The sequence below is a fragment of the Streptomyces sp. NPDC001714 genome (genome assembly GCF_042892755.1).
Lineage (GTDB): Bacteria > Actinomycetota > Actinomycetes > Streptomycetales > Streptomycetaceae > Streptomyces.
In genome coordinates this window covers 183,357-205,036 of record NZ_JBIAUL010000008.1, presented here as the reverse complement: position 1 = coordinate 205,036, position 21,680 = coordinate 183,357, and the positions used below count along the sequence as shown (strand labels likewise).

Sequence of the window (21,680 nt, the reverse complement as noted above, 5' to 3'; positions counted from 1 at the left end):
GGGGACCGGCGTCCCTCAGCATGTCATCCCTCCGCGGGCACGGTGGAGCGAGTCCGGCGGGACAGATGGTGATCGCTGTTCTTCGACTGTTCGTAATGGTCGATCAGCAACGTGTGTCCCAGGTCGTTGTTGTAGTCCCGCCAGACCGAGTGGATGTGGTTGCCGCTGTCGATCGCGTTGTCGAACTCGATGAGCAACGTGTCGGTCTGGATGCGGTAGTAGTGCGACGTTCCGTGCTCGGTCCCGCCCGCCCAACAGAAGAAGATCTTGTCGTCGTTCGTACCGTCGAGCGTGCGGAGATAGGTGTCGGCCAGTTCGTCGGGGATGCGGCCGACGTAGGTCCGGACGAGGTCCTTGACCAGCGCGGACCCCCGGCTGTCCAGGTCTCTCACGGCCACCCCGCGCGGCCGGTCGGCCTCGAACTTGAGCGCCTCCCGGTCCGCGTCCGAGATGCGGTAGCTCGGGATGCCCAGGTCGACGTGGTCGGGCAGTTCGACGCGGCCGACGCGGGGCACCTGCCGGGTGACGTAGTCGGCGGGAGCCACGTCGTGGATCACCGCCGCCTTGCGGTGGGCGTCCGACATGCCGTGCAGCAGTTCGAAGGCGAGTTCCTCGTCGTCCCTGAGCGGGTGGAAGACACCCGAGGGAACCGGCTGCGCACCCATGTTGCACGGCGTGACCGTCAGGTAGCGCTGACCGATGATCGTGTAGCTCAGGGAGAGGTGATGACCGAGGACTCTCCAGCCCCATGTGTCCTCGAAGCCAGGGCGGCCGAAGAACGAGAAGGAGTAGTTGTCGGGATCGCGGAAGTCGCCCGCGATGACGCCGAGGCCCCGTTCATGGACCTCCTTCTCGCGCAGCATGTTCTCCATGGCCATGATCTGCAGTGCCTGGCTGTAGCCCCGTGTGCTCAGCCCTGAAGCCAGCAGGTTCTGGGCCAGCGTTCGTTGGTGCCCGTGCAGCGCCGAGATCGCGATCCCGGTGCGGTCGGGCTTCGGGATGAAGTCCCAGTCGAGGCGTCGGGGATCGGACATGGGATAGGTGGCGATGGCGCGCTGCTCGGGGGTGAGTGAGTTCCACAGCGCCCACGTGGCGAACAGCATTCGTTTGATGGTGCCGGGGGCCTCGTACGGCGCAGTCACCTGGGTGAGTCCTTCGCTTCCGTGGGTTGACATGGTGTCGGTCCGGCAGCAGGGGACGGCTACCCGCGCGGGGTGGCGCCCGTGGCCTTGGGGGCTGGGTGCCCGTACGCCGCCGCCTTCGCGGCCGCGTCGGCCTGTGGAGTCGGCAGTAGTGGCCCGACGTGGTAGTCGTCCTTGACGATCGACGTGCGCAGGCGGCCGGTCGACGTGCGCAGTCCGTTCACGTGGGTGCCGGACACCTCGACCTCGACCACGTCCCCGGGCTGTGCGACGGAGGAGCCGGCCGGTGTGCCGGTCAGGATCACGTCACCCGGCTGGAGCGTCATGAACCGTGACAGATCTGCGATCACATAGGCGAAGTCGAAGATCATGTCGTCCGCGACTCGCGCGTCCTGCTCCAGCCGACCGTTCACGTAGGTCTGGAGGTGCAGGCTCGATGGGTCGAGCTGGGCCGCGTCCAGGATTGAGGGACCGATCGGGGTGCATCCGTCGAGGCCCTTGGAGTGGACGTTCGACCCGGGGTCGGCATAGCGCAGGTCGTACAGGCCGAAGTCGTTCGCCGCCGTCACCCCGCCGACGTGTTGCCATGCGGTGTCACGGCTGACGCGGTGCGCTTCGGCTCCGACGACGAGGGCGATCTCTCCCTCGTAGGCGAGGAGTTCACAGTCGGCGGGCACGCCGAGTACGGAGTCGGAGGGCGCCAGCGTGGATGGCGCCTTGAGGAAGTACGACGGGAACGCGGGCGTCCTGCCGCGCTGATCGGCGCGACTTCGGTAGTTGAGGTGGACGGCCACCATCTTCGAAGGCTGATCGCGGAGTGGGTTGATCACCAGAGCCCCCAGCATCATGCATGGCTTCGTAGCTGTAATCATATACGATATTAGCTCACGATTGGCTGGGAGGGTACATGCTCGAACATGCGCGCATCGAGGAGATCGCCGACGAGTTGGCCAAGGCGGGTCACAGTCGCACGGTGGTGCCTCTGCTGGCGGCCCGCAACCCGGGAATGACGGTCGAGGATGCCTACGCCGTGCAGGGGCTGTGGTCGCGGCGGCGTGAAGAGGAAGGGCATACCGTCGTCGGACACAAGATCGGCCTGACGTCCCGGGCGATGCAGGAGGCGACCGGCATCTCCGAGCCCGACTACGGCGTCATCTTCGACGACATGGTGCTGGAGAGCGGTGTCGACATCCCGCACGACGACTTCTCCAACGTGCGAGTCGAGGTCGAGCTGGCCTTCGTGCTGAGTCGGCCCCTCACGGGACCGCGCTGCACGGTCGTCGACGTTCTCGCCGCAACCAAGTACGTCGTACCGGCGATCGAGATCCTCAACTCCCACATCGAGCTGGCGGGACGAACCATCGTCGACACGATCAGCGACAACGCGGCCTTGGGAGCCATGGTGGTCGGCGGTCGTCCCGTGTCCGTCGGCGACATCGACCTGCGGCGCGTCGGCGCGCTCCTCTACCGCAACCAGACCATCGAGGAGACCGGCCTCGCCGCCGGCGTGCTGGGCAACCCCGCCAACGGAGTCGCGTGGCTGGCGAACAAGCTGTTCCAGCACGGCACGACGCTCAGCGCCGGTCACATCGTCCTCTCGGGATCCTTCATCCGTCCCCTGTGGGTCGAGCGCGGTGACACGATCCATGCCGACTACGGGAACCTGGGGGCGGTCACATGCCGCTTCGTATAGACCCGACATTCGCTTCGGTACTCGCCGACGCGGACCGGCCACTGGTGGGGATGTGGGTGTGCAGCGGCAGTCCCCTTGTCGCCGAGATCTGCGCCGGCAGCGGCCTCGACTGGCTGCTCATCGACACGGAGCACAGCCCCGGCGACCTCATGACGCTGCTGGCCCAGCTGCAGGCAACCCACGCCTACCCGATCACCCCGGTGGTACGGCCCCCCAGCGCCGACCCGGTCACGATCAAGCAGTATCTCGACCTCGGCGTGCAGAACCTGCTGATTCCGATGATCGACGACGGTGCGCAGGCCAGGGAAGTGGCACGAGCCGTCACCTATCCGCCGGAGGGGATCCGGGGCGTCGGCAGTGCGCTGGCCCGCGGTTCGCGCTGGAACCGGGTGCCGGACTACCTGGGACAGGCCCGGGAAACGCTCTCGGTGTACGTGCAGGTCGAGTCCGATACCGCGGTGAAGAACATCGTGGAGATCGCCACCACGCCCGGCATCGACGGCGTCTTCGTCGGCCCGTCCGATCTGGCGGCATCCATGGGGTTGTTGGGTCGGCAGGATCACCCAGATGTGGTACACGCCGTCACCACCTGCATCACGGCTGCGAAGCGTGCCGGAAGGAAGGTCGGGGTGAATGCGTTCGCCCCCGCCCTCGCCCAGCGCTATATCGAAGCGGGTGCCGACTTCATCCTCGTCGGCGCCGACGTCGATCTGCTGGCGCGGGGCAGTGAGCGGTTGATGTCCGCCTACACGGGAGGAGGCACGTCGTGAAGGGCACCCGAGCCACGTTGGACATCGGAGTGCGGGACAAGCTGACGCACACTGCCGTTGCCACGATCAGCGCGGAACTGCGCCGACGGGGCTACCCGGACATGTCGATCGACGGCGTCCACTCCCGCGTGCCGGGCAGCAAGCTCGTCGGCCCTGCTCGAACGCTCCGCTTCGTCGCCTACCGGCCCGACCTCTCCGATGAGTACGGATCCGGTTACAACTCCCAGAAACGAGCCTTCGACGATCTCCGGGCCGGCGACGTGCTGGTGATCGAGGCGCGCCAGGATCCCTCCACGGGGACGTTCGGCGATGTTCTCGCCCTGCGCGCCAAGGTGCTCGGCGCTGCCGGAATCGTCAGCGACGGAGGTGTTCGGGACTCGGCCGCTGTCGTCGGCATCGGCCTGCCGACCTTCACCCAGTCGCTTCACCCCGCGGTCCTCGGCCGCCGTCACGTCCCCTGGGAGACGGACACGACGATCACGTGCGGGGGAGTGGCGGTCCAGCCCGGGGACATCATGGTCGGAGACGACGACGGTGTCGTCGTCATCCCGGCACACCTCGTCGAAGAGGTGGCCGACGCCGCGGCCGACCAGGAGAAACAGGACGCCTGGGTGGCAGAGCGGATCGCGGAAGGGAATCCCGTCGAGAGGCTGTTCCCTCCTACTGGTCGCTGGAAGCAGGAGTTCGACAAGTGGCGCGAGAGCCATTGACGATGCCGGGCAGCCGGCGACACTGACTGTCCGTCCCGAGCTGGTGGCTTCACACACGTGCTTCCGGCCCGCCATGGGATGCGGGCCGGAAGATGTGTCGTACGGCGGTGTCAGCCCTGGAAGTGACGCTGGAGGCCGTCCCAGACCGCGTCGTAGTCCTCCTGAAGCGTCGGCAACGCGAGGGCGGCAGAGGTCGGGATGAGGGGCAGCCGGGTCTCGAACAGGAACGTGAGCCCGTTGTCGATCTTGCGCGGCTTGAGCTCTGCCGTGCTGGCGGTCTCATAGGTCTCACGGTCGGGGCCGTGCGAGGCGAAGCAGTTGTGCAGGCTGGCGCCGCCGGGGAGGAAGCCTTCGGCCTTCGCGTCGTAGGTGCCGTGCACGAGCCCCACGAACTCGCTCATGACGTTGCGGTGGAACCACGGCGGACGGAAGGTGTTCTCCGCGACGAGCCAGCGGTCCGGGAAGATCGCGAAGTCGGCGTTCGCCGTCCCGGGGATTCCGCTGGGCGACGTCAGCACGGTGTAGATCGACGGGTCCGGATGGTCGAACGAGATCGTGCCGATCACCATGAAGTTGCTCAGGTCGTACTTGTAGGGCGCGAGGCTGCCGTGCCATCCGACGACGTCGAGGGGGGAGTGGTCGTAGTCGGAGACCCACAGGTTGCCGAGGTACTTGTTGAAGACCTGCACCTCCTCGTCCCGGTCCTCGAAGGCCGCCGTCGGGTACAGGAAGTCCCGGTGGTTGGCCAGGCCGTTGGCACCGATCGGGCCGAGTTCGGGCAGCCTGAAGATCTGCCCGTAGTTCTCCAGGACGTATCCGCGGGCCACGCCGTCGGGCAGCTCCACCTTGAAGCGGAGGCCGCGGGGGAGGACGAGGATCTCGCCGGGGGAGACGGCGAGGACGCCGAGTTCCGTGGCCACCCGCAGACCGCCCTGCTGCGGGACGATCAGCATCTCGCCGTCGCTGTTGACGAAGTACTCGCGGTCCATCGACCTGGCCGCGGCGTACATGTGGATGGCGACACCCGACTGCGCGCGCACATCGCCGTTGCCGCCGATGGTGAACAGCGACTCGACGAACGTCTTCGGCTCGGCGGGGAATTCGTAGGGGTCCCACCGCAGGCGGTTGGGGGAGGGAGCGGCGTTCGCGATCGGGCTCGCGGCCAGGCCGCCGGCGTCGACCTGCCGGAACGGGGAGTGCTTCGCGGACGGCCGGATGCGGTAGACCCACGTACGCAGGTTGTCCTGGCGCGGCGCGGTGAACGAGGTGCCGCTCAGCTGCTCGGAGTAGAGCCCCAGCGGTGCCTTCTGCGGGCTGTTGCGGCCCTGCGGAAGGGCCCCCGGGACGGCTTCGGTGACGTGCTGGTTGCCGAAACCCGAGAGATACGCGAGGTCGCGTGCGGAAGCCGGTCCGGTGATGTCGGTGAGTGACCTGTCAACTGTGGTCATGAGTACCTCCGTTAGGTGTTCGGGGCCTGGGACGGGCTCAGGTCGCCTCCAGGACGCTGACGTAGTTGGCCACCGCGAGCCCGCCCATGTTGTGCACGGCGGCGCGACGGGCTCCCGGCAGCTGCATGTCACCGGCGGTGCCGGACAGTTGCATAGCGGCCATCACGTGCTGGGAGACCCCGGTGGCGCCGACCGGGTGGCCCTTGCTCTTCAACCCGCCCGAGAGGTTCACCGGCAGGCTGCCGCCCCGGAAGACGGTGCCCTCGTCGAGCGCGACGCGCCCCTTCCCCCGAGGCGCGATCCCGAGCACCTCGTACATCACCAGCTCGGCGATGGTGAAGCAGTCGTGCAGCTCGATCAGGTCGAGGTCACCGAGCTCCACGCCGGCCATGCCTTTCGCGCGGCTCCAGGCGGCGGCGCTGCCGGCGAACTCGACCGGGTCACGTTTGCCGGCGGGCAGGAAGTCGTTCGCCTGGCCGAAGCCGATCAGCCGCACCGGGCTCTGGGCCGCGCCGCCGCTCGGCGCGGTCGTGAGGACCAGCGCCGCCGCGCCGTCGGAGACCGGCGAGCAGTCGGTGCGCCGCAACGGACCGGCGACGACAGGGTTCTTGGGTGACGTCGTGGCGCAGAACTCGGGGGTGAGCTCCTTGTGGAGGTGGGCCCACGGATTGGCCAGGCCGTTGCGGTGGTTCTTCGCGGCGATCTGTCCGAGTACGTCGCCCAGGTCGCCGTACCGCTGCTGATAGGCCTCGGCGACCTTCGCGAACAGCCCGGCGAAACCGGTACGGGACTCCTGGCCGGCGAGTTCGTAGTCGGCCCCGAGCAGGGCGGCGCCGACCTGCTCCGCCGGGGCGTGGGACATCTTCTCGGCGCCGATCACCAGGACCGTCCGGGCGGTGCCCGCGAGGAGGGACTTGATACCGCCGTGGACGGCCGCCGAGCCGGAGGCGCAGGCGTTCTCGACCCGGGTGGCGGGTACGCCGAACAGGTCGTCGGAGATCTGGAGGGCCAGGGACGAGGCGAAGGCCAGTGGCCAGAGGCCCGAGTTGAACTGGCCGAGCCAGATCTCGTCGACATCCCCGGCCTCGATCCCCGCGGAGACGATCGCCTCGCGGGCGACGGCGACGACGAGGTCTTCGAGGGACTGGTCACCCAGTGAGCCGAAGCGTGTGTGCCCCCAACCGGAGATGACGATGTCGGTTCCGAAGGTCTGGGCGAGAGTCATCGGGCAGCCGCCTCGTACGCGGAGCCGACGGTGAACTCGGCCTCGGTGACGGCACGGAGCTCGTCGACCGTCACCCCCGGGGCGGTCCGGGCCAGCAGCAGGCCGCCCTCGACGACGTCGAAGACGGCGAGGTCGGTGATGACACGGTCCACCACGCCGACACCGGTCAGCGGGAGGGTGCACTCGCGGACGATCTTGGAGGATCCGTCCTTGGCGCGGTGGGTCGTCAGGGCGATCACACGGCGAGCCCCGGCGACCAGGTCCATGGCTCCGCCCATGCCCTTGACGACGGATCCCGGGATGCTCCAGTTGGCGAGGCCTCCGGAGCCCGACACCTGCATGGCTCCCAGGATCGTCAGGTCGACGTGCCCGCCGCGGATCATCGCGAAGGAGGCGGCCGAGTCGAAGACGCTGCCGCCGGGCAGCACGGTGACGGTCTGCTTGCCCGCGTTGATCAAGTCGGCGTCCTCGTCCCCCTCGTAGGGGAACGGGCCCATGCCCAGGAGGCCGTTCTCGCTCTGGAGGGTGACCTTCACGCCCTCGGGGAGGTGGTTGGCGACCAGGGTGGGGATGCCGATGCCGAGGTTGACGTAGGCACCGTCTCTCAGTTCGGAGGCGGCGATGGCGGCCATCTCGTCGCGGGACCATGTCATGACAGCTCCTCTTCTTCGCACGCGGCTCTTCTTCTTGCGCGGCTTGCGCGGTAGGCGCTCATGCGGACGTCTCGGTCCGCTGCCGCGTGGTGCGTTGTTCGATGTGCTTGACCAGACTCGACGTCCGTACGACGCGCTGCACGTAGATGCTCGGCGTGACCACGTGGTCGGGATGGATCTCGCCCTCCTCGACCACCTCGTCGACCTCGGCCACGGTGACCCGGCCGGCCGTCGCGACGACCGGGTTGAAGTTGCGGGCGGTGTAGCGGTAGACGAGGTTGCCGGCGGTGTCCGCGCGGTGGGCGCGCACCAGCGCGAGGTCGGCGACCAGGCCCCGTTCGAGCACGTACTCGACGCCGTCGAAGACCTCGGTCTTCTTGCCCGCCGCGACCTCGGTGCCCACCCCCGTGCGGGTGTAGAAGGCGGGGATCCCGGCGCCGCCCGCACGGAGCCGTTCGGCCAGGGTGCCCTGCGGGTTGAACTCCACGTCGAGCACTCCGTCGAGGTACTGCTGCGCGAAGAGCTTGTTCTCACCCACGTAGGAGGCGATGACCTTGCGGACCTGACCGCCCTCGATGAGGACGCCGAGGCCGATCCCGTCCACTCCCATGTTGTTGGAGATGACGGTGAGATCCCGGACGCCCGACGCGCGGACCGCCGCGATCAGATCGTCCGGGATGCCGCTCAGGCCGAACCCGCCTACGGCCAGGGTCATCCCGTCGGACAGCAGATCGTGCAGCGCCTCGGTGGCGGTGGGGTGAATGACAGCCATGTCGGTTCCTTTCACGGCCGGTTCGTCGGCAGAGCGGGAGGGGACGGGGGAGTCGAGGATCGGCGTGGGCGAAGGGGAGGCAAGACGCCTCAGCTGTTCCTCGCCCCGTAAGGGGCGCGGGGCTGTGTCGATGTGCGGCTCCGGCGTGTGGGCGCGACCGGTCCCCACTGGCCCGCATGTTTGTCACTGTTCTTCCAGCGGAGCGCTCAGTGCCGTTCGACGACCGGCTCGGACGCGAGCACCTCTCCCCGCAGACACAGCTCCTCCACGAGCCCGAGGGCCGCGCCCTGCGAGGTGGCCGTGCCATAGACGTAGCGGTCCGGCCGAACGACCGCCCAGGAGATCCCCAGCCGGGAGGCCCAGTTCACGAGGGTGCCGTCGAGGTCGACGACCTCCGTCACCTCCGCGTTCCCCGCCCTGGACGCCGTACGGCCGTTCTCGCCACCGGTCGGTCTCCTGACGGCCACGTGTCGGGCACCGAGTGCCCGACACGCGCTCTCGAAGAACCGCCCGGAGCCGTCGCCTGCGCCGGCCCGGGCGGCGTCGTCGTTCTCGATGCTCACTACGGCGAACCAGTCGCCCAGTACCTCGTCGAGGCGGACCCGGTCACCGCTCGGGTCCCTCACCCACGGCTGGGGGAGCTGGGTGCCGGCCGCCACGTTCGGCGGCGACGCGATCAGCCCTGCCGACAACGGCGGGATGACCTGCTGCCGTGTGGGGTCCGGACGCAGTCGGCGTGCCTCACGGAGCCGGGCGTCCCGAGCCCTCGCGCGGTCGGGATCGAGCTCGCCGATGATCTCGCCGAACGACTTCGCGAGCCCGACGACCTCAGCCACGTGCGGACGCATTTCGGCCTCGTAGGTGTCCAGCACCTGCTCGGGCCAGCCGCGCTTGGCGACGGCGTCGAGTTTCCAGGCGAGCCCGGCCGCGTCCCGGATCCCGGCGCACATGCCCTGCCCGAGGAAGGGCGGCATCTGATGAGCCGCGTCGCCCGCGAGCAGGACGCGTCCGCGCCGCCAGTTGTCGACGACCAGGGCGTGGAACCGGTAGACGGCGACCCGTGCGATCTCGAGAGCGTCGACATCGACGAAATGGGACAGGACCCTTCTCAGCACGGCATGGTCTTTGAAGTCCTGGGGGTCCTCCGACGGAAGCACCTTGATCTCCCAGCGCCGGAGCGAGCCCGGTCCGATGATGAAGGTGCCCGGCCGGGAGGGCTGGCAGTACTGCGTGGCCCTGGAGGGCAGGTCGGTGTCGGCGACGAGGTTGGTGTCGACGATCACCCACCACTCGTCGAAGTCGAGATCGGTGATCGTGGGCTGGACGAGTGCGCGGGTCCGGCTCCTCGCGCCGTCGCAGCCGACCAGGAACTCCGCCTCCACCTGTTCCGTCTCTCCGTCGCGCTCCAGGACGACCACGACGGAGTCCGCGTTCTCGGCCGCGTCGACCAGCGAGGTCCCCGGTCGTTGTTCGACGTTCGGGTAGCGCTCCAGCTCCCGCCTCAACCGGGCTTCGAGCCTCGGCTGGTAGAAGAGGAAGTTGGCTTCCCAGCCCAGCGGGTGCGGAGGCGGAGCCGGGTAGAACGTCTTGATGAGCCCGCCGTCGACACCGAGGTAGTCCGATCCCGGATGAGGGATGCACTCCTGTGCCACCTCATCCGCGACGCCGATGGCCTGGAAGGTTCTCATCACCTCGTGGTCGGCGGTGATCGCCCGGGGCAGCGGGTAGACCTCGTACGCGGGGTCCGCGATCAGGACCCTCCACCCCCTGCGCGCGAGGAGGTTGGCGAGGGTGACCCCGGTCGGGCCCATGCCCGCGATCACCGCGTCGTACCGCTTCATCGCCGCTCGCCCGCGGGCTCGCCCGTCTTGTTCAGCGCCGTGATGCGGTGCTCGAGCGGGCCGAAGACCGACTCTCCGTCGGCGAAGGCCTCCATCTTGAGCACGTCGCCATGGAGGAGCCAGGGGGTGCGTACGGCGCCGTAGGTCGCGGTCTCCCAGATGCGCACCTCGGCGAGACATCCGTGCCCGCTCTCGGCGCCCTCGTTGGAGACCGCGCCCGCACCGAGGATGGTGCCCGCGGCGAGGTCGCGCGTACGCGCGGCGTGGGCGATGAACTGCGGGTACGTGAAGTACATGCCGGTGCCCGAGTCGGGCTCACCGACGATCGATCCGTTGCGGCTGGTCCGCACCCGCAGGTGGACGCGCTCACCGTCCCACCGGGCGCCGAGTTCGTCAGGGGTCACGGCCGCGACGGCGAACCCGTTGGTCGGCTTCGCCTGGAGGAACCCGAAGCCCTTGGGAAGCTCGCTCTGCGTCAGGGTCCGCAGCGTGTAGTCGTTGAGCAGGACGAACAGCTTGATGTGGGCCGCCGCCTCCTCGACGGTGGTGCCCATCGGGACGTCGTCGAGCACCACCGCGATCTCGGCCTCGTAGTCGAGACCGAGTTCCTCCTCGGGGATCACCATCTCGTCCCGGGCCTTGAGGAAACGGTCGGACAGGCCCTGGTACATCAGGGGCTCCGTCTCCCAGTTCGGCGGCATGTCCGCCCCTCGAGCGGCCCGCGCCTTGCGCATGTGGTCGAGGTAGCCGGAGCCGTCGAGGAACTGGTGGCTCCTGGGAAGCGGACTCGCCATCTCGAGGTCGGCGACGCGCAGGGCGCCGGTGACGCCGTCCCCGTCGAGGGCCTCGCTCAGCTTCCGCAGCGGCTCCTCCACCTCGGTCCAGTTCTCGAGCGCGGCCTGGAGTGTCGGCGCGATCCCGGTCGCCGGTACGGCACGGGTCAGTGTGCGATCGAGGACGACGAGAGTGCCGTCACGGCCTCCTTCAACCAAACTGCCCAGCTTCACTGTGCGGTCCTTCCCCAGTCGTTCGGCTTCGCGCCCCATTGAAGAGACCGGCCGCGCAGGTGTCAGGAGCAGTTTCCGTTTATCGGAAAGACGGTTCTGCCCCTCCTTTCGTGTGGCCACTGCCCTGTCGCGCCACCGCCCTTGACTTCCGACGTTCAGCCGATCCACTATCCGGACCATGCCGCAGACAGGAGCCGTGGGCTCGCTCAAGCGTGGAGTCGTCGTACTGAAGGCTCTCGCGAGCGCCGGGCCCGGCGGTCTCGCGCTGACCCAGATCGCCGAGCGATGCGGCCTGCCCCACTCGTCCGCCCACCGAGTCCTGAGCCAGCTCCGCGAAGCTCATCTGGTGCACCAGGACTCGCCCGACGGCATGTACTCCCTCGGACCGCTTGCCTTCGAGCTCGGTGTCGCCGCCGCGCAGCAGTTCGACATCCGGGGCCGGAGCCGCCCCGCCCTGATCACGCTCGCGACCGAACTGGGCGACACCGTCTTCCTCATGATGCGCAGCGGGTCGGAAGCCGTCTGTCTGGAAGTCGAGAGCGGCCCGGCGCCGATCCAGGTCGTCACCCTGCGCATCGGCAGCCGCCGTCCGCTCGGTGTGGGCGCCGCAGGTCTCGCCATCCTCGCGGCCATCGAGCAACCGGAACGCGACGACGTGCTGCGGGACGTCGTGGAGCCGATCGAGCACGACTGGGGGATCACCGAACAGACTCTCGACGAGCTCGTCGCTCGAACCCGACGCCAGGGCTTCGCCCACATCGAGGACCAGATCACGGTCGGTGTCGCCGGGGTGGGCGTGCCGATCCGCGACCTGTTCGGGCAGCCGATCGGCAGCGTGGGAGTCGCGGCACCGATCAGTCGCATGCCGCCGGCCCGGGTCCGGGACGTGGCCGACGCCATGGGACGCGCGGTCGGCCACATCCAGACGCGACTCTTCGCGCACGGATCACGCGCCCGGCGAACCAGGGGATCGTGACCTCGTCGCGCGCACAGGCGGGCTGCTGCCCCATCCCGACGCCGACCCCTTGCGCGGACATGGTCACCGACCAGGGGTCCGGGGGGCCCACCTGAAGAATCTCGGCGCCGTCCCTGAGGGGCGGCGCCGAGAACACCGACGACGTGGCTCGTGCGGTCAGGTGGAGGTCACGGTTGCTTCGAGGGGGCGACCTCGATGTAGGTGGTGCCGGTGACCGGGCGGTGGTCGTAGGTGCCGGAGATGGCGGCGCCGCCTTCGTAGCGGGGCCCGGTGATCACCAGTTCCTGGTCGTCGGCGTAGGTCTTGACGTTGAGCTTGGCGTGCTCGCCCGGGATGGTGATCTTCCAGCGGGTGGGATAGCTCTTGCCGGTGGTCGGGCTGGTCCAGAGGGTGGCGGTGTCGGGCGTGAGGGTCGCCTCGGCGACGGTCTGCGTGCCGTCGGGCTTCAGGACGGTCGCCCAGGTGTTCTCCTTGCTGTCCTCCGTCTTCCAGAGGCTGACCTTGTCGCCGTTGGACAGGTTGAGGTTCATCCAGCCCCAGGAGGCCTCGCCGGCGGCGACGTTGGGAAGGGGGCCCCACTGGCGGTCCAGCCAGGACTGCCCGCGGACCTTTTCGGAATGGCCCTTGAGGGTCAGCGTGCCGGAGGTGTCCATGGTGGGGAGGGCGTACTCGTAGTTCGGGTACTTGGCGTCGCCGAACATGGGGAAGTAGCCGGTCCCCATGTTGTAGAGGACGTTGCCGCGGGGGCGGAAGGTGACGTCGATGGTCCCCTCGGGGACCTTGGCGCGCAGCGTCTGTTCCTTGGCGTCGCCGGTCCAGGTGATGTTGTCGGTGTGGATGTCCACGCCCTGCCTGTCGGACAGACCCGCCCGGGCCGGGAGGGTGGCCTCCGACCTGGTGTACCAGCCGGTGTCCTCGTCGGTGATCGACACAGCTGAGGCGGCGCGTCCTTGCTTGGCGTCACCGGCGCTCAGGTAGTGGGCCAGAAATCCGTAGCGGTGGCCGCCGGCGGTCACGTGTGCGGTGACGTACCAGGACTCGTTGACCCGGTCGGGATTGGCGGTGAGGTCCGCGGCCGGGTCGACGGCGACCGGGAGGTTGGTCTGGTTCAGCCCCTTCCCGGAGGTGCTGTGTGCCGCGGCCGGGCCGGCGCCGGTGGTGGTCGCGGTGGCCGTTCCTCCCGCGACGAGGGTGAGCGAGGCGATGACTGCCGAGGCGACGGCTGCCGCGCCTACGGTGGACTTGCGCATGATGACTCCTTGTGCGGATGTCCCGCACGGATTGCGGTGTGGGTGTACGAAACGGTTTCGTACTCTCGGCGGATGCGGTTGTGTGGTGGAGGAAAACCTGTTGATGTCGGATGAGTGCTGCGCCTCTCCGATGGCGGGCGGCGCCTGTTCCTAGGTGCTTCGCGTCGGCCACCCGGGAGAATTATCCAACACCTGTAGGATTATGGGGCGCGTGGCCCTTGTCAAGTCGGTGTCCCGGCAGGGGCCGGTGCGCCAGATCCGTCACAGGTGCTGACCTGGGATGGTGCTCAGATGTGTCGATCGGGGCGGCTACGCTGGTCCGGCCGACGGGCGCGCGCCCGCACAGCCGACAGAGGAGGACACGTGGGAGGCAAGCCGACCACCACGCGACGCCCGGGCCGTCCCGGCGCGGATTCCGCCGCGGTGCCCTCGGAGCCGGACGTGCTGCTGCGAGGCCTGGAGGCGTTCGCGGAGCTGGGATACGACCGGGCGTCGGCGCGGGAGTTCGCGCGCCGTCTCGGGGTCGGCCCCACCTTCATCAACGACCGCTACGGTTCCAAGGCGGCCTACTGGCGCGCGGTGGTGGACGCCGCACTCCGGGCTCAGCTCACCCGCATGGCGCCGGCCGCCCCGGGAAGCGACGATGGGGACGTGGTGCGGCAGTTCGTCAGCGAGTTCTACCGCACCACCATCGGCGAGCCGTACCTCGCCATGTTGATGGCGGATGAATCCGCACGGGACACCGAGCGGCTCGACTACCTCTACCAGAGCTACATCGAGCCGACGCTGGCCCTCGTCGCGCCCAGTGTGGAGAGGCTGATGGCATCCGGTCGCATGGCACGGGTCCCGATGGACGTCGTGTTCTTCGCCGTCATCACTCCGGTGTCAGCACTGGTGCAGGAGCCGCTCGCCCGGCGCATGGGCGGCTACGGGCACATGACGCAGGCGGACCGTCTCGCGAAGGCGGAGGCCCTGGCCGGTTTGGTGGTGGACGGCCTTCTGGCCCCGGGGGACGCCAGGCGCCGGTAGCGAGGTGTGAAACGGCATGCCCGCGAATGGGGGGGGGCAACTCGCCAACTCACCTACGGACCACTACTGACGGCGGACATGCGAGCTGCCCGCAGACGGTGGCCCACCTGTCCAAGGTGCACGGCGTCACCGCGCCTGCCGTCCAGCCGAGTATGCGGCCGCTGACGTCCTCGTCCACTCCTGTCGTGCCGGCCGGCCGTGGGGAGCGTGGGCAGCGGGTGAACGCGGCCGGTGCGGTTCAAGAGGTGGTCAGCCCGTCCATGCGCCCACCGGACTCGGTCTCGCAGGAGCCGTAGAGCTACCGGGACCCCGTGACCTGGCGACACCCGGCGCGGGGCCCCGGGGCTGCTCAGCAGTCGGTGTCCGGGGTGAGCGCCTCGCGCTGAGCCGACAGGGCCACCCGCGTGAGGAGACGGCGGAGTTGGCGGGCGTCGTCCTCGTCGAGGTCGGCGAGCAGGCGTGCCTCGGCGAGGGAGAGGCTGTGTTGGGCGCGCTCTAGGTGGGTGCGTCCCTCGTCGGTGATCAGGACCTGGCGGGCCCGCCGGTCGCGGGGGTCGGGCCTGCGCGTGATCATCTGACGGGCCTCGAGATCGTCGAGCAGATAGGTCACCACGGTTCGGTCGAGGTTCACCTGCTGCGCGAGGGCGAGCTGGGACGGGGGCTCGCCTGCGGCCAGGGCGACCAGGATGAGGTAGCCCCGCGGTCCGCCCGGCAAGTCCTCCACGCAGCTGGTGGCCATTCGGCCGAAGGTCGAGGAGACCATGCGGATTGCCCACCCCAGCTCCGACTCGAGACCGGCTCCGTTGGCAGAGGAAGGGGATGCGCTCATCCGGTCAATGTACCGCACTTGCACAGCCCGCCAGATCGTATTGCCATCAGAACATCTGTGGTGCATAGTTTCGGGCCATGAACCCAACCTGCGCGGACAGGAAGTGAGAACGTGATGAGTGCCGGTACCCCGCTGCAGGGCAGCACCGCTCTGGTGACCGGAGCCACCGCGGGCATTGGTCGTGCCGTGGCTCAGCGACTGGCCGAGCAGGGCGCGGAGGTCGTCCTTCACGGGAGGGACCGCACCCGTGGCGAGGCCCTGGCCAAGACCATCGAGCAGGCGGGCGGATCCGCCCGGTTCGTGGCCGCGGACCTGGCCGACGCCGAGGACACACTGCGGTTGGCCGCTGAGGCGGGTGACATCGACATCCTGGTGAACAACGCGGGTGTCTTCACCGCCTTCACGTCGACCGCGCAGACCGACGCCGCTGCCTTCGACCTGCACATCGCGGTCAACACCCGGGCCCCGTTCCTCCTGGTCGGCGCCCTCGCCCCGGCCATGGCGGCCCGGGGACACGGTTCGATCATCACGATCGGGTCGAGCTCCGTCAGGACCCCCGCGCCGATCGGCGCGGCCTACGGGGCTTCCAAGGCCGGCGTCGAGATCCTCACCCGGTACTGGGCCACCGAGTTCGGTGGCAGCGGGGTACGCGTCAACACCGTCTCGCCCGGTCCGGTGAGGACCGACGGCCTCTCCGCCGCGCTCGGGGACCAGATCGGCGTACTGGACCAGGTCAGCGCCCGAGGCCGGGCGGGCGAGCCGAGCGAGATCGCCGAGATCGTCGCCTTCCTCGCCGGCCCCGCGAGCAGCTACATCAACGGCGCGATCATCTTCGCCGACGGCGGCGAGACCAGCCGGCTGCCGGCGTGAGGAAACCGCCGTGGAGATCTTCTCGATCGGTGCCACCGGACTCGTATGCGGTGCCGACGCCCGCCGCCTCGCGGCCGTCGGAGCATCACGTCACTCTCCTGGTGCTCACCTAGGTCGCGGCGGACGCTTCCAGGTTCCAGGGCACTACCCCGGTCTCAGGGGCCGGCCGGACCGCCTGGTACGGCGACACCGTCGGCACCCGGCCAGGTGCCTCCCCATCGCACCACCCGCGAGAAGCCGCCGAGGCGGCGAAGGGCTCCTGGCCGAGGTGGAGCCCGGCGTCCCGCCGATCTGTCGACGAGTGCCACCCATTGACTCGCCATCGCCCGCGCGCTGACCGGCTCCGGCTCCCGGCGGGAGCATCACGACCCCCGGACGGAGCAGGAGCGTCCCTGCCGGCGGCGAACCGGCCCTTCCGTCTATCGGCACCCGCCGAACTGCCCACCCCTGAACGTGGAGCTCGAATTGTCCACTCTCGCACGATGGTGCTATCAGCACCGGCTCGTCGTCCTCCTGCTCTGGCTCGCAGCGCTCATCGGACTCGCCGCGGTGTCGCAGGGCGCCGGAAGCGCATACAGCAACAGCTTCTCGTTGCCGAACACCGAGTCCACCCGGGCCCTGAACCTGCTGAAGTCGTCCTTCCCGGCCCAGTCGGGTGACACGGACACCGTGGTCTGGCATGTCAAGGCCGGCTCCGTGCGCGACAGCGCGACGAAGGCGCGGATGACCGGCACCCTGGACAAGATCGCGAAACTGCCCGAGGTCAGCGGCGTCACCAGCCCCTACGGCCCGCAGGGCGCGGCCCAGATCAGCAAGGACGGCCGCACCGCCTACGCCCAGGTGAACTTCGCCAAGGTCCAGCAGGAACTCGACAAGGCGGACATCCAGCGGGTGATCGACACCGCCGAGGCGGCCAGGACCGACGGCCTGCAGGTCGAACTGGGCGGCCAGGCCATCAAGAGCACCGAGCAGACACCTCCGGCCACCAGCGAACTCGTCGGCGTGCTGGCGGCCGCCATCGTGCTCTTCGTCGCCTTCGGCTCGCTGTTCGCCATGCTCCTGCCGATCCTGACCGCGGTGGCCGGGGTCGGCACCGCCATCCTCACCACCGGCCTGCTCAGTCACGCGATGACCATTGGTGAGATCGCCCCGACCCTGTCCGCCCTCATCGGCCTCGGCGTGGGCATCGACTACGCCCTGTTCATCGTCACCCGCCACCGCAAGGGCCTGCAGTCCGGGATCGACGTCCAGGAATCCCTGGTCAGGGCGGTGAACACCTCAGGACGCGCCGTCCTGTTCGCCGGCGGCACCGTCTGCATCGCCCTGCTCGGCATGTTCGTCCTCCAGACCAAGTTCCTCAACGGCATCGCCGTCGCCTCGGCGCTGACGGTGGCACTGACCGTGCTCGCCTCGGTCACCCTGCTTCCGGCCCTTCTCGGACTGCTCGGCACCCGGGTGCTCGGCCGGCGGGCACGGCGCCGGCTGGCGGCGGGAGAGCCGCTGCCCGAGAACGCCGCCTCCGGCCCCTGGGCCCGCTGGGCGGCTGTGGTGGAACGACGTCCGCGAGTGCTGTCCCTGGTCGCACTGGTGGTGATGGTCACCCTCACCATTCCCGTGTTCTCCCTGCGCCTGGGGTCGTCCGACTCGGGCAACGACCCGGCGTCCAACACCACCCGCAAGGCCTACGACCTGCTGGCCGACGGCTTCGGCCCCGGCTTCAACGGGCCGCTGCAACTGGTCGCCCAGGCCCCCTCGGCCGAGGACAAGGCCGCCCTGACGAAACTGTCCGCCCAGCTGAAGGACGTCGACGGGGTCGCGAGCGTCGTCGCGCCGCCCGTCCGACCGGGCTCCACGGTGGGCATCGTCCAGGTGTTCCCCACCACCTCCCCCCAGGACAAGCAGACCTCCGACCTGATCGATCACCTGCGGGACAAGGTGATCCCCACGGCCGAGAAGGGCACCACCCTCAAGGTCTACGTCGGCGGAACGACCGCGATATTCAACGACTTCGCGACCGTGCTCACCGGCAAACTGCCGCTGTTCATCGTGGTGATCGTGGTCCTCGCCGGGCTGCTGCTCATGCTCGCCTTCCGCAGCCTGCTGATCCCGCTCATCGGGGCCGTGATGAACCTGCTGGCCGCCGGCGCCTCCTTCGGCGTCCTGATCGCGGTGTTCCAGTGGGGCTGGGGCTCGGACGCCATGGGGCTCGGTCGGGCAGGTCCGGTGGAGGCCTTCCTCCCCGTGATGATGATCTCCATTCTGTTCGGCCTGTCCATGGACTACCAGGTGTTCCTGGTCAGCCGGATGCACGAGGAGTGGATCCACACAAAGGACAACGCGCGAGCGGTGCGGGTCGGCCAGGTGGAGACCGCGCGGGTCATCACCGCCGCCGCCGCCATCATGGTCTGCGTCTTCATCGCCTTCGTCTTCGGCGGGCAGCGCACGATCGCCGAGTTCGGCATCGGCCTGGCCTCCGCGGTGGCCCTGGACGCCTTCATCCTGCGGACCATCCTGGTCCCGGCGGCCATGCACATGTTCGGCAAGGCCAACTGGTGGCTCCCGGACTGGCTGGATCGCAGGATGCCCCACCTCTCCGTCGACCCGCCGGACGAGCCCGTCCCAGCCCCGTCGACGGACAGCCCGGCCCCGGAGCGCGAGGCGTCCACCCGCCCCTGAGGACCGTGCCGCACAGCCCGGTGGACAAGGCATCCGGGTTCGACGTCCTCGTCTGTCCCATCTACCCAGGTGATCTCCATGACCAATCTGCTGGTTCTCGGCGGCAGTGGCCGCACCGGAACGCATGTGCTCACTCTGGCCGTGGCACGCGGCCATCGGGTCCGGGCGCTGGTGCGCAACCCCGATGCCGTCCAGTCCCCGGTCGGTGTCGAGCTGATCCGGGGCACGCCCTCGGACATCGACGACATCCGCAAGGCCGCCCAGGGCAGCGAGGCGGTGATCAGTGCGCTCAACAACTCCCGCGCCTCCGACAACCCCTGGGCCAAGCCCGTCAGCCCGCCCATGTTCATGACCGACGCCATCCGCAACACCCTGGCTGTCATGGGCGAGCAGCACATCCGCCGGATCGTCCTCACCTCCACCCAGAACTCCGGAGACGGCCGGGACCAGTTCAACCCGGCATTCAAGGTCCTCGTCAAGCTCTCCAACCTCAAGGCCAGCTTCGACGACCACGACGGGGTGGACGAGGTCGTGCGCGCCTCCGACACGGACTGGACCCTTGTCCGGGCGGTCCTGCTCGCCGACAAGTCCGTTGTCACCCCGGTGCGGGCAGCCGAGGCCGGGACGGAGAAGCCGGGCACGCGGATCAACCGAGCCGACCTCGCCGGCTTCCTTCTGGACACCGTGGAGCAGGGCACGTGGATCCGCAAGGCGCCGGTCGTGTGGAACACGGGAAGCTGACCGCCCGCGCCCGTCATCAGTGCAGTGATCGGAGGACAAGCTTGTCCTCCGATCACTGCCTTTGGTGTGGGTGACGGAACCACTTGCACCCGATCCAGGACCGACTGCCACATCACTACCGGCCGCTGGCACGGTGGCTCGGCGCGGATGTGGCCGGAAACGTACCCTTCGTAGGGCGTCGTCGAAACGGGAAAGGCCGAGAAGGCCAGGAAGTTCCGGTCGCGATGAGGAAAAGCCGCCGGTCACCAGGCCCTGCTGCCCCGCCCGCGTTCGCGGAGAGGATTCGCTCGCGAACGGGGACATTCTGAGATGTCAAAACCTGCACGACAAGAGGGCAACCGGACTGGTTGACATAGCAGAAATGTGAGTTGATATTTCAAGAACCCACGGCGTATCAATGACGACGCGTTCGGAGGACCCCTTGAGCTCGTCCACTCCCGTCCCCGCCGGCACGGTCTCCTTCCGCAGTGCCGGATGGACTCCACGGCTTGTCCTGTCCCTGATCTCCCTGGTCTGCCTCGTCGAGTCGGCGGCGTTCGCCAACATAGCCACCAACACCGCGCTTCCGCGGATCATCGGCCACTTCAACACCACCCAGGGTGGCTGGCTGGTGACGATGGCCTCCCTGGCCGGAGCCGCGTCCTCCCCCCTGTTCGGCAAGCTGGCCGACCTGCACGGCAAGCGCCGGATGATCCTGATTTCGCTGGTCGTGGCCGGCCTCGGCGAGATCCTCGCTGCGGCCGCTCCCGCGTTCTGGGTGATGATCGTCGGCCATGTTCTGCTCGGCGCGCTCACCGCCCTGCTGTTCCTGTGCTACTCGCTGATCCGGGACGTCTATCCGAAGAAGCTCGTTCCCTTCGCGGCGAGCGTGTCGGTGACGGGCATGGGGCTGCTGCTGGTCGGTGCGCCGTTCCTGATCGGAGTGCTGATCGATCACTTCGGATTCCGTTCGGTGTACGTCTTCAACCTCGCGTGGCTGGTCGTGATGGGGGTGCTCTTGGTCCTGACCACGCCGGAGACGAGCGTGCGCCGTCCCGCGCGCATGGACGTGCTCGGTGTGCTGCTCCTGGCCGGCGGCGTCACCTTGGTCCTGCTGCCGGTGAGCAAGGGCGCGGACTGGGGGTGGGGCTCGGCCCGGGTCATCGGCCTGCTGATCGGCGCCGCGGCCGTGCTCGCGGTCTATGCCCTCGTCTCGCTTCGAATCCAGGAACCGGTGCTGAACCTGCGGGTTCTGTTCCGCCGGACTGTCCTGTTCGGCGTGCTGGGCGGGGGTCTGGGCAACAGCCTCGCGCTGGTGCTGACGACGGTGCTGGCGTTGCTGGCGATGACACCGCGGAAGCTGGGCGGCACTTACGGCCTGGGCTTCTCGGCGACCCACTTCGCCCTGGTGACGGTGCCGTTCACCCTCGCCAGCGTGGTGGCCGGCGTCGCGGTCGGCGTGCTGGTCCGGCGAGTCGGTCCCCGGCTGCTGATGTATCTGGGCCTGGGCCTGCTCACCGCCGGATCGCTGGTGCTGGTGTCCGCGCACGACACGCTGGGGAAGATCCTCGTCGCGTGCACGATCGCGGGTCTCGGGTCCGGTGCGGCGATTGCCTCCATGCCGAACCTGGTGATCGCGGGCACGTCGGCGTCGGAGCAGGGTGCGATGTCGTCGGCCGGCGGACTCAGCTCGGGCCTCGTCGGCGCCGTCATGACCACCACGGTGTTCGCCATCATGACGCCCACCGCGAAGTCCCCGGCGCCCGGTGTGCTCATCTACGGCGACTCCGGCATTACGACCGCCTTGCTGGCCGTCGCCGGTGTCGCCTTCGCCGCTCTGCTCATCGGTGTGATTTTCCTTCGCCCCCGCGACGGAGGCGTGGCCGAGAAGCAGGCGATGGCATCCGTCGAGGGAACCGCGCTGGCCGTGTAATGCGACTGGCTCGTGAGGCAGTTGGGGGGGGGGGGGGGGGGGGGGGGGGGGGGGGGGGGGCGGGGCCCCGGGGGGGGGGGGGGGGGGGGGGGCGCGGGGCCGGGGGGGGGGGCCGGGGCGCGGCGCGAACGGGCGC

19 protein-coding genes are annotated in these 21,680 nt (G+C 69.0%); 9 read left to right on the top strand and 10 right to left on the bottom strand.

Annotation, left to right across the window (positions count from 1 at the left end; genetic code table 11):
- Positions 1–23: 23 nt before the first annotated feature.
- Positions 24–1,142 carry a DUF3500 domain-containing protein gene (locus ACFY0P_RS22735; RefSeq protein WP_388915898.1) on the bottom strand — a complete coding sequence of 373 codons (1,119 nt, stop codon included), beginning with the start codon at positions 1,140–1,142 and terminating at the stop codon, positions 24–26.
- A 59-nt stretch (positions 1,143–1,201) separates the two neighbouring features.
- Complete coding sequence (locus tag ACFY0P_RS22730) at positions 1,202–1,990, bottom strand: fumarylacetoacetate hydrolase family protein (protein ID WP_388915895.1); 789 nt, start codon at positions 1,988–1,990, stop codon at positions 1,202–1,204.
- Positions 1,991–2,049: 59 nt separating this feature from the next.
- On the opposite strand from ACFY0P_RS22730, the gene ACFY0P_RS22725 reads away from it, so the two are divergent.
- From ACFY0P_RS22725 to ACFY0P_RS22715, 3 genes are read left to right on the top strand one after another with little or no spacing between them, the layout of a single operon-like run.
- A complete protein-coding gene (locus ACFY0P_RS22725; protein ID WP_316769157.1) occupies positions 2,050–2,835 on the top strand; it encodes a fumarylacetoacetate hydrolase family protein in 786 nt (261 codons plus the stop codon).
- 50 nt (positions 2,836–2,885) lie between these two features.
- Positions 2,886–3,605, top strand: a complete 720-nt coding sequence (locus tag ACFY0P_RS22720; RefSeq protein ID WP_388916389.1) for an HpcH/HpaI aldolase/citrate lyase family protein — start codon at positions 2,886–2,888, stop codon at positions 3,603–3,605.
- Positions 3,602–4,315 (top strand): dimethylmenaquinone methyltransferase, encoded by a 714-nt coding sequence (locus ACFY0P_RS22715; RefSeq protein WP_388915892.1) that lies wholly within the window; start codon positions 3,602–3,604, stop codon positions 4,313–4,315. Before ACFY0P_RS22720 ends, ACFY0P_RS22715 begins: the two co-directional genes overlap by 4 nt.
- Before the next feature lie 110 nt (positions 4,316–4,425).
- On the opposite strand, the gene hmgA is transcribed toward ACFY0P_RS22715, so the two are convergent.
- The 6 genes from hmgA to ACFY0P_RS22685 all read right to left on the bottom strand — a co-directional run bounded on the left by hmgA (position 4,426) and on the right by ACFY0P_RS22685 (position 11,261).
- Entirely contained in the window at positions 4,426–5,763 is a 1,338-nt protein-coding gene (hmgA, locus tag ACFY0P_RS22710; protein ID WP_388915889.1) for a homogentisate 1,2-dioxygenase, read from the bottom strand.
- A gap of 37 nt (positions 5,764–5,800) precedes the next feature.
- Entirely contained in the window at positions 5,801–6,988 is a 1,188-nt protein-coding gene (locus ACFY0P_RS22705) for an acetyl-CoA acetyltransferase (protein ID WP_388915887.1), read from the bottom strand.
- Entirely contained in the window at positions 6,985–7,641 is a 657-nt protein-coding gene (locus ACFY0P_RS22700) for a CoA transferase subunit B (RefSeq protein WP_388915884.1), read from the bottom strand. Before ACFY0P_RS22700 ends, ACFY0P_RS22705 begins: the two co-directional genes overlap by 4 nt.
- 58 nt (positions 7,642–7,699) lie before the next feature.
- Positions 7,700–8,413 carry a CoA transferase subunit A gene (locus ACFY0P_RS22695; protein WP_388915881.1) on the bottom strand — a complete coding sequence of 238 codons (714 nt, stop codon included), beginning with the start codon at positions 8,411–8,413 and terminating at the stop codon, positions 7,700–7,702.
- 206 nt (positions 8,414–8,619) lie between these two features.
- Entirely contained in the window at positions 8,620–10,254 is a 1,635-nt protein-coding gene (locus tag ACFY0P_RS22690) for a bifunctional 3-(3-hydroxy-phenyl)propionate/3-hydroxycinnamic acid hydroxylase (protein WP_388915878.1), read from the bottom strand.
- Positions 10,251–11,261 (bottom strand): fumarylacetoacetate hydrolase family protein, encoded by a 1,011-nt coding sequence (locus ACFY0P_RS22685; RefSeq protein ID WP_388915875.1) that lies wholly within the window; start codon positions 11,259–11,261, stop codon positions 10,251–10,253. The genes ACFY0P_RS22690 and ACFY0P_RS22685 overlap by 4 nt, the downstream gene beginning before the upstream one ends.
- Before the next feature lie 178 nt (positions 11,262–11,439).
- Here ACFY0P_RS22685 and ACFY0P_RS22680 point away from each other — a divergent pair, with 178 nt between their 5' ends.
- Positions 11,440–12,237 carry an IclR family transcriptional regulator gene (locus ACFY0P_RS22680; RefSeq protein ID WP_316769140.1) on the top strand — a complete coding sequence of 266 codons (798 nt, stop codon included), beginning with the start codon at positions 11,440–11,442 and terminating at the stop codon, positions 12,235–12,237.
- Between the two features lie 167 nt (positions 12,238–12,404).
- On the opposite strand, the gene ACFY0P_RS22675 is transcribed toward ACFY0P_RS22680, so the two are convergent.
- Positions 12,405–13,487, bottom strand: coding sequence for a lipocalin family protein (locus ACFY0P_RS22675; protein ID WP_388915872.1), 1,083 nt, complete (start codon positions 13,485–13,487; stop codon positions 12,405–12,407).
- A gap of 363 nt (positions 13,488–13,850) precedes the next feature.
- Here ACFY0P_RS22675 and ACFY0P_RS22670 point away from each other — a divergent pair, with 363 nt between their 5' ends.
- On the top strand, positions 13,851–14,516 hold the full coding sequence (locus ACFY0P_RS22670) for a TetR/AcrR family transcriptional regulator (RefSeq protein WP_316769136.1): 666 nt from the start codon (positions 13,851–13,853) through the stop codon (positions 14,514–14,516).
- Between the two features lie 349 nt (positions 14,517–14,865).
- Here the strand turns inward: ACFY0P_RS22670 and ACFY0P_RS22665 are convergent, their stop codons facing one another.
- A complete protein-coding gene (locus ACFY0P_RS22665; RefSeq protein WP_388915869.1) occupies positions 14,866–15,345 on the bottom strand; it encodes a MarR family winged helix-turn-helix transcriptional regulator in 480 nt (159 codons plus the stop codon).
- Positions 15,346–15,459: 114 nt separating this feature from the next.
- On the opposite strand from ACFY0P_RS22665, the gene ACFY0P_RS22660 reads away from it, so the two are divergent.
- The 4 genes from ACFY0P_RS22660 to ACFY0P_RS22645 all read left to right on the top strand — a co-directional run bounded on the left by ACFY0P_RS22660 (position 15,460) and on the right by ACFY0P_RS22645 (position 21,544).
- Positions 15,460–16,215 carry an SDR family NAD(P)-dependent oxidoreductase gene (locus ACFY0P_RS22660; RefSeq protein WP_388915866.1) on the top strand — a complete coding sequence of 252 codons (756 nt, stop codon included), beginning with the start codon at positions 15,460–15,462 and terminating at the stop codon, positions 16,213–16,215.
- Between the two features lie 465 nt (positions 16,216–16,680).
- Positions 16,681–18,891 carry an MMPL family transporter gene (locus ACFY0P_RS22655; protein WP_316769131.1) on the top strand — a complete coding sequence of 737 codons (2,211 nt, stop codon included), beginning with the start codon at positions 16,681–16,683 and terminating at the stop codon, positions 18,889–18,891.
- Between the two features lie 78 nt (positions 18,892–18,969).
- On the top strand, positions 18,970–19,632 hold the full coding sequence (locus ACFY0P_RS22650; protein ID WP_388915863.1) for an NAD(P)-dependent oxidoreductase: 663 nt from the start codon (positions 18,970–18,972) through the stop codon (positions 19,630–19,632).
- 421 nt (positions 19,633–20,053) lie between these two features.
- Positions 20,054–21,544, top strand: coding sequence for an MFS transporter (locus tag ACFY0P_RS22645; RefSeq protein WP_316769127.1), 1,491 nt, complete (start codon positions 20,054–20,056; stop codon positions 21,542–21,544).
- Positions 21,545–21,680: the final 136 nt, after the last annotated feature.

What these genes read in the sequence shown, in the direction of transcription:
- ACFY0P_RS22730 (WP_388915895.1), bottom strand. Translation starts at nt 1,990, where the DNA reads ATGATGCTGGGGGCTCTGGTGATCAACCCACTCCGCGATCAGCCTTCG.
- ACFY0P_RS22725 (WP_316769157.1), top strand. Translation starts at nt 2,050, where the DNA reads ATGCTCGAACATGCGCGCATCGAGGAGATCGCCGACGAGTTGGCCAAG.
- ACFY0P_RS22720 (WP_388916389.1), top strand. Translation starts at nt 2,886, where the DNA reads ATGTGGGTGTGCAGCGGCAGTCCCCTTGTCGCCGAGATCTGCGCCGGC.
- hmgA (WP_388915889.1), bottom strand. Translation starts at nt 5,763, where the DNA reads ATGACCACAGTTGACAGGTCACTCACCGACATCACCGGACCGGCTTCC.
- ACFY0P_RS22705 (WP_388915887.1), bottom strand. Translation starts at nt 6,988, where the DNA reads ATGACTCTCGCCCAGACCTTCGGAACCGACATCGTCATCTCCGGTTGG.
- ACFY0P_RS22700 (WP_388915884.1), bottom strand. Translation starts at nt 7,641, where the DNA reads ATGACATGGTCCCGCGACGAGATGGCCGCCATCGCCGCCTCCGAACTG.
- ACFY0P_RS22695 (WP_388915881.1), bottom strand. Translation starts at nt 8,413, where the DNA reads ATGGCTGTCATTCACCCCACCGCCACCGAGGCGCTGCACGATCTGCTG.
- ACFY0P_RS22690 (WP_388915878.1), bottom strand. Translation starts at nt 10,254, where the DNA reads ATGAAGCGGTACGACGCGGTGATCGCGGGCATGGGCCCGACCGGGGTC.
- ACFY0P_RS22680 (WP_316769140.1), top strand. Translation starts at nt 11,440, where the DNA reads ATGCCGCAGACAGGAGCCGTGGGCTCGCTCAAGCGTGGAGTCGTCGTA.
- ACFY0P_RS22675 (WP_388915872.1), bottom strand. Translation starts at nt 13,487, where the DNA reads ATGCGCAAGTCCACCGTAGGCGCGGCAGCCGTCGCCTCGGCAGTCATC.
- ACFY0P_RS22665 (WP_388915869.1), bottom strand. Translation starts at nt 15,345, where the DNA reads ATGAGCGCATCCCCTTCCTCTGCCAACGGAGCCGGTCTCGAGTCGGAG.
- ACFY0P_RS22660 (WP_388915866.1), top strand. Translation starts at nt 15,460, where the DNA reads ATGAGTGCCGGTACCCCGCTGCAGGGCAGCACCGCTCTGGTGACCGGA.
- ACFY0P_RS22650 (WP_388915863.1), top strand. Translation starts at nt 18,970, where the DNA reads ATGACCAATCTGCTGGTTCTCGGCGGCAGTGGCCGCACCGGAACGCAT.